The following is a 12,361-nucleotide window of genomic DNA, read 5'->3' as shown; positions in this document are numbered from 1 at the left end:
AAAGTAAAACCGCACATCCTAACAAAAATGAAAGGGTGTTAACGGATGTTGACGGAGTTTCCAGTTATTCATACCAATGTATGGGACGCGATATGGGGTGTACCAGTTGTTTTGGTCGTAGTACTGTTCATTAAGTGGCTTTTTAAATTGTCGCCTGCCTGGCTTTCAACAGTAGCCACAGTAGTTGCGCTTGCTATGTCAATATTCATTAGCCATCCAAAGAATTTGTCTGCCGGAATTTTCATGGGCTTTTTTTATAGCGGTGCGGCAATGGGTATTATTTATTCGACTAAACAATCTTTTCATGCATATCGTAAACGTTAAAAGCAGGCCTTCGCGTAGTGAGCGAAAGCCTGCTTTTTTAGTGTAATGGACAAAATCCGCAACGCATCAACCCAGGTACATCTTTAGAGAAGCAGCAGGTTTTGCGAACAGTCGTATTCAATAAAGCGGATGGTTCGGAGCCGTTTAAATAGCTTGCAAAACGTGAGTGATCAGCGATACCTGTCCATAAGGTGTCGTTTTTTAGCATTTCTACATCTTCCCTTGCTTCCATTTCCGATCCCGGATCAGACAATAGTACATGATATTGCCAGAGCCAGAACCCGAAGACATTCTCCCATAAGGTGAGAGGGGATATTGACACTACGCTACGCAACGATGTAATGACTGCATGTGCATCATCCAGTACACGTTTAATCTGTGCTTGCCGGTCTTCGTCATCTATCATTTCCCAGTCTGCGCTATTTATAAATAGGCTGACGGTTTTATTGCCAAACTCCTCTCGCACTCCGAACTGAAGATCTTCTGCCAATCCGTTCCACATTTCGTCGTATGCCGCTAAATTATACAGTTGCATGGCGAAGAACATACCGAGGCGGCGTACGAAGAACGAAGCGGCCACGACTTCATTTGGACTTTGGCTGATAGTCTGAGTGACTTCGACGATGGTCTGTACTTTTGAAGAATCCAGAACATCTGCCAGCGTAAAGACTGGAATTGCCGGCGGTTCCAAGTAAACACTGTAACTATTCAATTCTCTGATTTGGTCTGCTGTAAGTGTAGTCATGACTTCAGTATAGTCAAACTACTTGGTGGAAACAACCTGAACGTGATACCTGCCCAACCAGTTTACTAGGCCTTTACATACAATAGGCAGTGAAGAGGTGGTGAAGAGTGGAAACTCAAGAATTGGCTCGCAATAAATCATTCGAGGTAGAGCAAAGGGAATGGAAGCTGCGGCAACGCAAGGAACGCGGCAAGCAACTACTGACAATTGTGTCACCGTTATTCCTGCTGGTGCTGTGGGAAGTGATGTCGAGAACAGGTATCTTGGATATTCGCTTTTTCCCGCCGCCCAGTACGATTGTGCAAACCTTTTATGACATGGTTGTGAGCGGCGTGATGGCGAAACATGTTGGCGTCTCATTGTATCGGATTTTCATCGGGTTTTTAGCAGGTGTCATTCCAGGCATTATTGTCGGTTTATTGATGGGATTATATTCTCCAATCCGGCATTTCGTTCAACCAATTGTTATGGCACTTATGCCAATTCCAACGTTGGCATTATTGCCAATCATTATTATTTTATTCGGAATTGGAGATTTGTCGAAGGTCGTGACGATTGCAGGAAGTGTATTTTTCCCAGTTGTCATTAATACGGCGGCGGGTGTACTGAACATCGACAAAATTTATTTGGATGTCGCTAGTAATTATCAAACGAGTCGGTGGAATTTCTTCTTTAAAATCGCTCTTCCCGGAGCACTTCCTGTCATGCTCGAAGGAATTCAGATGGGGCAGGCGATTGCGTTATTGACAATTGTGGCGGCAGAGATGATGGGAGCAACTTCTGGGATCGGTTATTTGATATGGACGTCCTATAAAGCCTTCTTATTGCCTGAAATGTATGTGGGATTAATACTCATCTCCTTTTTCGGTTATTTATTCTCGCTTATACTGCGTGCGCTTCAAAATAAATTATTGCCATGGAGGTGAAAGAAATGGAGGGGAAGCCTAAGATTACGGTGGATGGACTAATGAAAGCATTTTATAAGAAACAGGGAAGTGTCATTGCGCTCGAAGATATTTCCCTAACGGTAGCGGAAGGTGAATTTGTTTGTCTCGTTGGGCCGAGCGGATGTGGCAAGACGACACTGTTGCGTATCTTGGCGGGACTTGAACAGCCGAGTGTCGGCAGCTTTACAATTGCGTCTGAAACGAATAACCGGCCGTTACAATCGATGGTGTTTCAAGAACGTGGTGTCATTCCGTGGCTTACGGTTCGTGAAAATGTAGCCTTCGGGTTGAAGATGCGCAACTTGCCAAAAGCATTTATAAATGAACGAACGGACTTTTATTTGAAGAAGACTGGGTTGGAACGGTTTGCTTCGCTGTACCCAAAAGAGTTGTCTGGCGGTATGAAGCAGCGCGTAAGTATTGCGAGGGCTTTTGCGAATGATCCCGAGATTTTATTGATGGATGAACCGTTCGGTGCGCTCGATGAACAGAATCGTTTTATTTTGCAGGAAGAGTTATTGAGTATTTGGGCAGAGACGAAGAAGACCGTATTGTTCATTACCCATAGTATTGATGAAGCGTTGTTGCTGAGTGACCGAATTCTGTTGATGGGCGCTCAACCGGGGAAAATCATTGAAGAAATCATTATTGATGTGCCAAGGCCGAGAAAGATGGAAGATGTTCGGAAAGATCCGGAAATGGCGACGAAATTCATCGAGATATGGCGTCACTTGCAGGAGGAAGTACAGAAATCGAGAGAATAAGGGATAAAAGGAGAGATGATGTGGGGAAATGGGTGAAGAAGGCGGGTTTGTTTGGCGTATTGTCGGTCGTATTAATGATGGGGGCATGTTCTCCGAAAGAAGTTACGAAGCCTGTAACGAATGACGAAAAGCCGGCATCGGGTGATTTGGCTCCGCTTGAGAAACAGGCGAAAGTATTTATAGCGGAAGATGGTGCTGCTTCCGGCGCCGGTTTCTACATTGCGAAAGAAAAGGGGTATTTTGAAGACTATAATATACGTGTAGATTTTGCGGATTTTGCAAACAGCGATGATATGTTGCCCGCACTAGCCGCTGGAGAAGTGGATATCGCGGGTGGTGTTTCCACTGCATCATTCTTTAATGCGATCGCTCAAGGCATTGATGTACGAATCATCGCGGATAAAGGTCATAATATGCCCGGCAAATCGTACTTCAGTTTTGTCATCGGTAATCATATGGTCGATGAAATCAAAGAGTACAGCGACTTTAAAGGAAAGAAAATCGCGGTATCGTCCCGCAACTCCATTGATGGCTATATCTATGAAGAGATGTTAAAGCATGCAGGTTTGACGGAAGACGATGTAGAGTATGTGCACATCGCAGACTTCGGTGCAATGCTTGGAGCAATTGATTCAGGAACGATTGATGCCGCATTGAATATCGAACCGCTTATCGCGCAAGGTATCAATAAAGGTTTTCACGTTCGCTTTGGAGATGCCACCGATTATGCGCCTGAATCACAAATCGCCATGGTATTGGCTTCACCGAAGTTCATGGCCAATGAAGATTTGTCGCTACGCTTCATGGCAGCCTATTTAAAAGGAGTGCGTGACTATAACGACGCATTCTTTAAAGATCAAGGTAAAGAAGAGATCATAGACATTATGGTCAAACATACGGCATTGAAAGATCCTGAGTTATGGGAGAGGGTATTCGTAACGGGGCTCGATCCGAACGGCAAGATGTTTGTAGACGATATTAAGAAACAGTATGAGATGTATAAGGCGAATGGGGCTATACGTGGTGAGATCGACTTCGATAAGTCTGTTGATCCGTCACTTGTTGAGCGTGCTATTAAGGAAATAGGGGTGTACGAAGATTGATAGGTAGTGGAGTTGTCCTAGAAGTCATGACGTTGGTGACTTCTGGTGATGGCTCTTTTTTTTGCTATGTAGGGGATGCTAGGATAGGTATTTGCTTTCCGGAAGCTGTCCCCGGCTGGAGCTTTAATCCATTGTGGATGCTATTTCATTTACAGAGTCAACATGTATTACGAACGCTTTTCTGCTAATAGAAAAAGGGAGTATCCGTTATAAATTCAGCTATAATCAGACCGGAAATCATGCTAGAATAATAGGACTGACTATTCGGAAGTTTGGTGAAGGACATGAGGAAATACATAGGTGAGATCGGGTTGACGATCACTGCTATTATCTGGGGAAGCGGCTTTGTGATGAGTGCGCTCGCTTTGGAATATTATACACCGTATCAAATTTTGGCCGTACGTTTTGTCATAGGAGCGCTGCTTCTTAGTATCGTCTTCCATAAACGTCTGCTTCGGATGGAGCAGTCGATTTTATGGAAAGGTGCATTGCTTGGTGTTTTGCTGTATGGGGCATTTGCTTTGCAGACGGTAGGTTTACAGTTTACAACGCCTTCAAAGAATGCATTTTTAACCGGTGTAAATGTCGTGCTGGTCCCGTTGATCGCATTCATTTTGTATAAGCGGAAGCTCGATACATTTGAATGGGTTGGTGCAGTACTGGCACTAATCGGAGTGGCGGTTTTATCGTTGCAGTGGTCTACTACTATTAACATTGGCGATGTACTGACACTTGGTTGTGCTGTGATGTTCGCTTTTCATATTTTGTACACGGCACGATTTGTCCGCACGGAAGACGCCATTTTGCTCACGCTATTACAAATGGTTGTCGCGGCCGTGATCAGCTCCGTGACCGTTATCGCAATGGGCGAAACGTCATTCTCCGTGGAACCAAAGGGTGTAAGTTCGGTGCTGTACTTAGCTGTGTTCTCCACGACTCTTGCATTCTTGATGCAAACAGTTGGACAGAAACACTTATCAGAGACAAAAGCAGCCATTATATTATCGACAGAATCAGTTTGGGGCATGATTTTCTCAGTGGCCCTCGCCTATGAATTGTTGACGTTCCGCATGTTCCTAGGTGCACTGATTATCTTCATTGCGATTTTATTGTCAGAAGTTAGACCGCAACTATTGAAAAAACGAATCCCGACGCAAGTAGAAGAGCGTAACATTTGAAAAAGGGTTGTCCAGCAAGTCATCAACCGACTCTGGGACAACCCTTTTCTATATTTTCTTTGCTGCCAATGAAGTTTGATAACTATGCAACGACATGCCCCCGATAATCACGAGCACGCCGACCAATGAAAGGGCACCCGGTAAGGGCATGCTTAGCAATAGCATCTCGCCAAGCATGGCAAAAATTAATCCGACAGACTGTGTAGCTTCGACAGCAGCCAGTTTCCCTTGATCATGTTGTACCATATCCGTCGCCATGAAGAATAGTGAAGTAGCGATCACACCTGAACTGACTGCAACAATCAATGACTGCACAACTTGACCCATAGAAGGCAAGCCGACAGTTGCTGTTGCATAAACCGCTAGCAGTAACCAAATCGGTATCGTCATCCATGTCATAGCCAGTACACGCTGGAACGTATCAAGCCTTCCACCTACTAGATTCATCATTTTTCGGTTGCCAAGTGGGTAAGAGACCGCAGCAATGACAAGTGGCAATGTACCAAGCAGAATCGTTTTCGTCGATACGCTCGCTGCATGTGGAATCTGGATTAGCACAACACCTACTAAGATGACCAATGAAATTACCAATGAGACCGCTGGAATTCGGTGACGGATTGTGCGTATTTCACCAGTTTCCGTCTTGGATTGAAACGTAAAGAAAGGGGCTAGCAACACGCCGGCGACGATTGTCATCTGCCATGTTCCAGCAACGAGCCATCCCGGACTATAGCCGGCTGAAAATGTTAGTGGACCATAAAACAGAACGAAAGCTACGAAACTCCAGATGAAAAAAGGCCAAGGTGCCGCGGCCATCTCCCGTTTTACACCTGGTAGACCACCGCGCATAGCCACGATGATCATTAGGAAGGGCACCATGAAGAAATAACGCAAAGACGCACTCCACATCCAACTACCGCCATCTAGTTCCATCGATCGGTTCAACACAAAAGTCACCGCAAAAAACAGGGCGGATAGTATACCAATTCCAATTGCCCTCATACACTTACCCCCGCTGTTCCAGAAGTTGTAGCGCTTCAATAATGACTTGTGTAGCTTTCACCATATTATCTGCTGAGATGTATTCATATTTACCGTGGTAATTTTCACCGCCTGTGAAGATGTTTGGCGTTGGCATGCCCATATAAGATAGTTGTGACCCATCCGTACCACCACGAATGGGTGCGATGTTGGGTTCGATATCGAGACTACGATAGACGTCCGCCATTACGTCGACAATTTCCATGACAGGTGCAATTTTCTCCCCCATATTGAAGTACTGATCGGTTACTGTCAGCTCTATCGCATGTTCACCGTGCTTCTCTTGAAGACGTGTAGCGGTATCTTGCAAGAGCTGTTTGCGAGCTTCAAAAGAATTCCTGTCAAAGTCACGAATAATATATTGATAGGTTGTTTTTTCTACAGAACCATCTACGTGCATCAGGTGAATGAAGCCTTCATAGTTTTCTGTTTCTTGCGGGATTTCATGTTCCGGCATGGCTTGATGGAACTCTGCCGCGATCAATAGGGAATTGACCATTTTACCTTTTGCAGTTCCCGGATGGACATTCGTTCCGTGAAATGTTACGTCCGCGCCTGCAGCATTGAAGCTTTCATACTGAAGTTCTCCAAGTGGTCCGCCATCCATTGTATAGGCGAAATCTGCACCGAATCGTTCTACGTCAAACTTAAGCGGGCCACGCCCGATTTCTTCGTCAGGTGTGAAGCCAACGCGAACTTTGCCATGTTTAATTTCCGGATGTTCCACTAAATACTGCATAGCTGTCATAATTTCTGCGATACCGGCTTTATCGTCAGCACCTAGTAAAGTCGTGCCATCCGTTGTGATCAGTGTATGACCGACATAGTTGTGGAGTTCGGGAAATGCTTGTACGGACATGACTGTTGTTTCATTCAATGAAATATCTTTGCCGTCATAGTTGTCGATGCGCTGAGGGTTGACGTTTGTCCCCGTGTAGTCCGTTGCTGTATCGACATGTGCTAGAAAGCCGACTGTAGGCAGTTGTTTGTCGGTGTTAGCCGGTAGTGTACCGAAGAGATAGCCGTTTTCGTCCACCGAGATTTCGTCGAGACCGATGTCGGCCATTTCTTTTTCAAGCACACGTAGCAAATCCCATTGTTTTGCGGTAGACGGTGTCGTGTCCGAAGTAGCATCGGATTGAGTGTCAATTTTAGCGTAGCGGATGAGTCGTTCAATCAGTTCTTCTTTCATGTAGCAAGCTCCTCTCCAAGATACGAATTAATGTTTTCATTCTAACAGAGGTGTGTGAATATTTCGCTTAAAATGAAAAAAGAACCGAGAGTTTCGGTTCATGGGAAAAGGTGTAGGGTTAATTGGTGTTGGGGTTGGGATTGGCGCTGCGGAGGGGACGCTTTCTTAGAGGGCTCGCGGTGAGCCAACCAGTCGCAAGCTCCCTTGGTTGTCTCGCCTGTCGAGCTGATCCTCTTGGAGTCGCCCCTCCTACGCACCAATCCCCACGCACACACTAATTAGCATTCATGTTTTAAGCATTTGGCTTACGAAAATCAAGCAAATATATTAATCGTCGTAATGATGATCGGCATCGAGACGACGTCTATGAGGAAGGCGCCTACGATAGGGACGATCAAGAAGGCTTTACGTGACGGGCCGTAGCGTCCCGTAACAGCTGCCATGTTTGCCATTGCGTTTGGTGTCGCACCTAGACTATGACCCGCGAAACCAGCGATCATAACTGCTGCGTCGTAATCCTTACCAAGCAAACGGAACAGGATGAAGATTGCAAACAATATGACGAAGATCACTTGTACAAAGACAATCAGTAACAATGGAAGCGCCAAGTCTGCGATTTCCCACAGCTTGATGCTCATTAACGCCATCGATAGAAATATACCGAGTGATACGTCGCCGATCAAGTTGATGCTCGTCATATGCACCGCGTCTTCTTTCACGCGATCCACAATGTTTCGTACGATAACCGCGACGAACATTGCACCTACGTAGCCAGGCATTACGAAGCCAGTAGCGTTTGAGAAAAGATCTCCTATTAGCGTACCGCCAGCAATACAAAGTGTAATCAATAGAGTCTGTGTTAGGAAGTTGTCGGTATTGATTGGTTTTTCCAATGACTCCACGGAGTATGCTTCTCCATGCTCGACTTCTGTAGATTTCAAATCATGTTTATTGATCAAGTATTTAACGATTGGACCACCGACTAGACCACCTGCTACGAGGCCAAAAGTAGCCGCTGCGATACCAATGGATAGTGCTGAATCAATGCCGAGACTTTCTAATGTTTCACCGTAAGCAGTAGCGCCACCGTGCCCGCCTTCCATGGAGACAGCGCCAGCCATCATACCGATCAACGGATGTAGACCAAATATATAGGACATGGAGACACCTATAACGTTTTGAGCTAGGGCTAAGAAGCCACAAGCTGCCCAGTAGATCAGCAATAATTTTCCGCCAAGACGGATAAGACGAAAACTAGCACCGAGACCGACTGTGGTGAAAAATGTCAGCATGAATAAACTTTGTAGTGATGTGTCCAATGAAAAACTTAGTAAATCGAAGTACTTCAAAATAGTCGCTACAAACGCGAATAGTAAACCACCGACAACAGGGGCAGGGATACAGAACTTCTGTAAAAAGCCGATTTTACGGACTAACACCGTACCCAGTGTGAGGAGGGCTAACGCTAAAAATAGCGTAGTGATTTGATTTAGCTCAATTGTCATGTGATTCGACCTCCCAGCAATGCAAAGATTGCTTCATTTGTTAGATAAGCTCCCAGCTTAACCGTTTGATTAGTATGATCAAGTGACGGATTTATTTCGGAAATGTCGAATGAAAGGGTTTTCTCATGCGATGCAATGGTCTGAATGAAAGAGCGTACAATCAACGGATTCAATCCGAAGGGAGAGGGCGCACTTACACCTGGAGCAAATGCAGAGTTCAGGACATCCGAGCACAATGTTAACAAAACAGCGTCCTGTTTTTCAATGAATAACTGTACTTTTTGCAATATCTTGTCTAAAGGACTCGTTATTATCTCTTGTTCCATGACATATGTCACGCCTTTTGCATCGGCTTCTGCAAACAATGCTTCCGTGTTGCCGAACTCCTGTATACCTAGCACAAGGTAGTCAACATGCGGATCAGCATCTAGCATCTGCTTGAACATCGTGCCTGAAGATGGTTGTTCTTCGTAGCTGCGAAGATCGAAATGGGCATCAATATTGATGACACCAAGTTTTGCATCTGGACCAAGAAAGTTTCGAACTCCTGTATAATGACCGTAAGCGGTTTCATGTCCACCGCCTAAAATGACAGGCTTTGTATGATTTTGAAGGCTCTTTTGAACGACTGCCCCTAGTTCGGCTTGCGCTTTTTCTAACTGATCATCTTCACATACTACGGTACCTACATCAATTAGCTGACAGTCGGCCGGTAAGCGCCAAGGTAGTTTTGCTAGTTCGCTTCGGAGTGCATTCGGTCCTTCTGCAGCACCAAGTCTGCCATTATTTCGACGTACGCCTTCTTCAGAAGAAAATCCGATTAGGGTACAAGTTTTGTTGGTAGCGCTTTCTTTTAATTCGGAAAATTGGATGATTTGGTGCACTCGGAATGCAGCTCTGTCGGTCTCGCTATCGGTGCGACCTGACCAGTATTTTTCATTTGATGGGATTAACAATATACTTCACCCTTTCCAACGTGATATTCTTACTATACTGGCTTGTACTTATTAATTCTAATACATGTTTTTCATATATTCATGCATACAGGCTATAAGTGGAGGCGAGATGAATGGAATTGAAGCAATTGCAGTATTTTGTCATGGTGGTGCAGCAATCGAGTTTTTCCGAGGCGGCAAAAAAACTTCATCTAACGCAGCCTTCGCTCAGTAAGACGATCAAGAACTTGGAATTTGAAGTAGGCTTTCAGTTACTTGAACGTACGACCAAACGTGTCCAACTGACAGAATCGGGCAATGTGGTTTACGAGCGTGCATTGAAGATTCTGCATGAAACAGACATTCTACAGCAAGAAATTAAAGAAGTGAAGTGGATAGGTAGTGGAAGTGTAAAAATCGGTATGATTGAATCAGTAAAAAACTGGATTCCTTCTATATTACATGCGTATCGTCAGGAGTTTCCATCCATGCATGTGAAGTTAATTGAGGTATTAGGCCGTGGAGATGTTGAGCGAGCGCTTCGTCAATATGCGGTCCACGTCTGTTTGACAAATCAATTTATAGAGGAATCGGATATCGCAACAATTCCTTTGTATCAAGAGCAATTAGCAGTTGTCATGCATCCTGAACATCGACTGGCTAGCAAGGAATCCATTACGCTAGCTGACCTAGAAGATGAGGCATTCATTGTCACGAGTGTTGGATTGCAAACTAGACAGGATATTTTTGCTGCATTTGCTGAAGAAGGAGTACGAATGAATATATGTTATGAAGTAGAGCGTTTTGAAACGATTGTGGAGCTGGTACGAATGAATATTGGCATCTCAATTATTCCACAAGAATATTTTGCACATGAACCCGATCCAACACTTGTAATTAAAACAACCAATTCGAAGACGCTGACACGTACAGTCTATCTCACGTATTTGAAAAAACGGTATATGCCACCAGCTATTGAGATGTTGGTGAGTAGGATGCAAATGCAGCGTGACTCCTATGTGAAGTGGAAAGAAGGGGGAGGGCTGGGTGAATAAGTTATTATTCGGTGTTTTAGTTGTCATTACGACTGCTTTAATGGGGTCGTCGTTTGCTATTGGAAAAATCGGATTGGAATACTCTTCACCGTTGTTGCTAGTAGCATTACGCTTTACGATTGCAGGAGCGATCATGGCGGTAATTGTGAAAGTAATGAAAAAACCCCATCCTAAAACAGTTGGAGAGTGGAAGTGGCTTGTACTGATCGGTTCATTGCAGACCGCTGCAGTCATGGGTTGTATTTTTATAGCACTTCGCACCATTACATCAGGTGAAACATCTATTTTAACGTTTACGAACCCATTGCTTGTCGTGGTTCTCGGGACGTTAGTATTGAAGATTCATTACCGCTTGCAACAGTGGATTGGTGTCATTTGCGGATTGTTTGGGGTATTTATTACAATGGGCGGTCATTTGAATTTGAAGATTGGTACGGTATTAGGATTTTTATCTGCAGTAGCATGGGCTTGCGCAACTTTGCTCGTCAAAGTACATGGTCACCGTTTTGATACGTGGGTGATGACAGCATATCAAATGTTATTTGGTGGATTGATCCTATTCGTGGCAAGTTATCTACTTGAAGAACCATTTTTCCTAGCGAATCCATTATCATTGGCAATTTTAGGGTGGCTTGCGATTGCCGCATCTATTGTGCAATTTTCCATTTGGTTTTATTTATTGCAGACAGGAAATCCCGAAAGAACGAGTGCGTTTCTGTTCTTGGCACCGTTCTTTGGGACGTTGTCGGGATGGGTTCTGTTGGATGAGAAGTTGTCTATGTCATTGGTTTTAGGAGGAATGCTCATTAATTTGGGAATATTCCTCGTGAATTGGCGCAGCAAACGAGAGTTGAGTAGTGACTTATTGCCATAGACGGCAATAGGCTTGGAGTTCGCTGAGGAATGCTTGTACTTCCTTCGTGTTGGAATGGGTTCCTGTATAAAGAGTACGTTTGATTGGAGCTACTTTATAATCGAGTACTGTTAGTTCACCTTTTGCAAGTTCGTGTTTGCAACTATGACGCGACAAAATAGCGATGCCTAGTCCACTTAGAACAGCTTGTTTGATGCTTTCTGGCGAGCCCATGATAGTGGGCTGTACTTGTACTCCATATTGTTGAAGCGATTGATCAATTAATGGACGGCTAGGATCTTTCGTGTCAGGCAGGATCCAATGTGTATTTTGCAAATCTAGGATGGATGGGCTTTTTTTATGTGCAAGCGGATGATGAATGGAAGCAAAGAGCAATAGTTCGTCTTGCATAAATGCTTTAGACGTTGGTAAATTGTCTAGTTCACTACAACCGATATCGGCTTTCTTGCTTTTTAGTAATTGCATAATTTCAGAGGAAGGTGCGGTCGTCAGTTCCAGTCGCATGTCGGGATATTTTGCGTGTAGCCGAGTAAGGACGTCCGGTAAAATGGCTTGTGAAATAACCGGCGAAGCGGCAATACGTAAGATTCCTTTACGTGCCGTTGATTGCGTTAAATCTACATTTGTACGATCAGTCAAATCAATCATCTCCCATGTGCGTTTATATAGTAATCATCCTGCGGGTTTCACGATATCCA

General features: G+C 44.5%; 13 protein-coding genes. 7 read left to right on the top strand and 6 right to left on the bottom strand.

What is annotated here, in order from left to right; translation table 11 throughout:
* Window positions 1-45: 45 nt before the first annotated feature.
* On the top strand, window positions 46-324 hold the full coding sequence (locus tag CSV67_RS12880; protein WP_099632001.1) for a hypothetical protein: 279 nt from the start codon (window positions 46-48) through the stop codon (window positions 322-324).
* Window positions 325-361: 37 nt separating this feature from the next.
* Here the strand turns inward: CSV67_RS12880 and CSV67_RS12875 are convergent, their stop codons facing one another.
* Complete coding sequence (locus CSV67_RS12875; RefSeq protein ID WP_099632000.1) at window positions 362-1,069, bottom strand: hypothetical protein; 708 nt, start codon at window positions 1,067-1,069, stop codon at window positions 362-364.
* Between the two features lie 107 nt (window positions 1,070-1,176).
* Here CSV67_RS12875 and CSV67_RS12870 point away from each other — a divergent pair, with 107 nt between their 5' ends.
* The 4 genes from CSV67_RS12870 to CSV67_RS12850 all read left to right on the top strand — a co-directional run bounded on the left by CSV67_RS12870 (window position 1,177) and on the right by CSV67_RS12850 (window position 5,061).
* On the top strand, window positions 1,177-1,995 hold the full coding sequence (locus CSV67_RS12870; RefSeq protein WP_099631999.1) for an ABC transporter permease: 819 nt from the start codon (window positions 1,177-1,179) through the stop codon (window positions 1,993-1,995).
* A gap of 5 nt (window positions 1,996-2,000) precedes the next feature.
* Window positions 2,001-2,780, top strand: coding sequence for an ABC transporter ATP-binding protein (locus CSV67_RS12865; protein ID WP_099631998.1), 780 nt, complete (start codon window positions 2,001-2,003; stop codon window positions 2,778-2,780).
* A gap of 74 nt (window positions 2,781-2,854) precedes the next feature.
* Entirely contained in the window at window positions 2,855-3,883 is a 1,029-nt protein-coding gene (locus CSV67_RS12860; protein WP_483315697.1) for an ABC transporter substrate-binding protein, read from the top strand.
* A 284-nt stretch (window positions 3,884-4,167) separates the two neighbouring features.
* Entirely contained in the window at window positions 4,168-5,061 is an 894-nt protein-coding gene (locus tag CSV67_RS12850) for a DMT family transporter (RefSeq protein ID WP_099631996.1), read from the top strand.
* A 48-nt stretch (window positions 5,062-5,109) separates the two neighbouring features.
* Here CSV67_RS12850 and CSV67_RS12845 read toward each other — a convergent pair whose 3' ends face one another.
* The 4 genes from CSV67_RS12845 to hutG form a co-directional block, all read right to left on the bottom strand.
* Window positions 5,110-6,063, bottom strand: coding sequence for a DMT family transporter (locus CSV67_RS12845; RefSeq protein WP_099631995.1), 954 nt, complete (start codon window positions 6,061-6,063; stop codon window positions 5,110-5,112).
* A gap of 4 nt (window positions 6,064-6,067) precedes the next feature.
* Complete coding sequence (gene pepT, locus CSV67_RS12840) at window positions 6,068-7,294, bottom strand: peptidase T (RefSeq protein WP_099631994.1); 1,227 nt, start codon at window positions 7,292-7,294, stop codon at window positions 6,068-6,070.
* A 314-nt stretch (window positions 7,295-7,608) separates the two neighbouring features.
* Window positions 7,609-8,799: a sodium/glutamate symporter gene (gltS, locus tag CSV67_RS12835; protein ID WP_099631993.1), complete on the bottom strand. Its 1,191-nt coding sequence runs from the start codon at window positions 8,797-8,799 to the stop codon at window positions 7,609-7,611.
* Window positions 8,796-9,755 (bottom strand): formimidoylglutamase, encoded by a 960-nt coding sequence (hutG, locus tag CSV67_RS12830; protein ID WP_099631992.1) that lies wholly within the window; start codon window positions 9,753-9,755, stop codon window positions 8,796-8,798. The genes gltS and hutG overlap by 4 nt, the downstream gene beginning before the upstream one ends.
* 113 nt (window positions 9,756-9,868) lie before the next feature.
* On the opposite strand from hutG, the gene CSV67_RS12825 reads away from it, so the two are divergent.
* Both CSV67_RS12825 and CSV67_RS12820 read left to right on the top strand, forming a co-directional pair.
* The gene (locus tag CSV67_RS12825) at window positions 9,869-10,789 is read left to right on the top strand and encodes a LysR family transcriptional regulator (protein WP_099631991.1); all 921 of its coding nucleotides are present in this window, start codon (window positions 9,869-9,871) and stop codon (window positions 10,787-10,789) included.
* On the top strand, window positions 10,782-11,663 hold the full coding sequence (locus CSV67_RS12820; RefSeq protein WP_099631990.1) for a DMT family transporter: 882 nt from the start codon (window positions 10,782-10,784) through the stop codon (window positions 11,661-11,663). The genes CSV67_RS12825 and CSV67_RS12820 overlap by 8 nt, the downstream gene beginning before the upstream one ends.
* Here the strand turns inward: CSV67_RS12820 and CSV67_RS12815 are convergent.
* A complete protein-coding gene (locus tag CSV67_RS12815; protein WP_158232941.1) occupies window positions 11,652-12,302 on the bottom strand; it encodes a LysR substrate-binding domain-containing protein in 651 nt (216 codons plus the stop codon). The two genes, CSV67_RS12820 and CSV67_RS12815, sit on opposite strands and share 12 nt — an antisense overlap.
* Window positions 12,303-12,361 lie beyond the last annotated feature (59 nt).

Source organism: Sporosarcina sp. P2 (assembly GCF_002743255.1).
In the GTDB taxonomy this organism is placed as follows: Bacteria; Bacillota; Bacilli; order Bacillales_A; family Planococcaceae; genus Sporosarcina.
Note: the sequence above shows the minus strand (reverse complement) of the source record. Positions and strands in the feature narration are given on the sequence as shown.

Coding starts and splice junctions, on each gene's coding strand:
- CSV67_RS12880 (WP_099632001.1), top strand. CDS start 46: ATGTTGACGGAGTTTCCAGTTATTCATACCAATGTATGGGACGCGATA.
- CSV67_RS12875 (WP_099632000.1), bottom strand. CDS start 1,069: ATGACTACACTTACAGCAGACCAAATCAGAGAATTGAATAGTTACAGT.
- CSV67_RS12865 (WP_099631998.1), top strand. CDS start 2,001: ATGGAGGGGAAGCCTAAGATTACGGTGGATGGACTAATGAAAGCATTT.
- CSV67_RS12860 (WP_483315697.1), top strand. CDS start 2,855: ATGATGGGGGCATGTTCTCCGAAAGAAGTTACGAAGCCTGTAACGAAT.
- CSV67_RS12850 (WP_099631996.1), top strand. CDS start 4,168: ATGAGGAAATACATAGGTGAGATCGGGTTGACGATCACTGCTATTATC.
- CSV67_RS12845 (WP_099631995.1), bottom strand. CDS start 6,063: ATGAGGGCAATTGGAATTGGTATACTATCCGCCCTGTTTTTTGCGGTG.
- pepT (WP_099631994.1), bottom strand. CDS start 7,294: ATGAAAGAAGAACTGATTGAACGACTCATCCGCTACGCTAAAATTGAC.
- gltS (WP_099631993.1), bottom strand. CDS start 8,799: ATGACAATTGAGCTAAATCAAATCACTACGCTATTTTTAGCGTTAGCC.
- CSV67_RS12825 (WP_099631991.1), top strand. CDS start 9,869: ATGGAATTGAAGCAATTGCAGTATTTTGTCATGGTGGTGCAGCAATCG.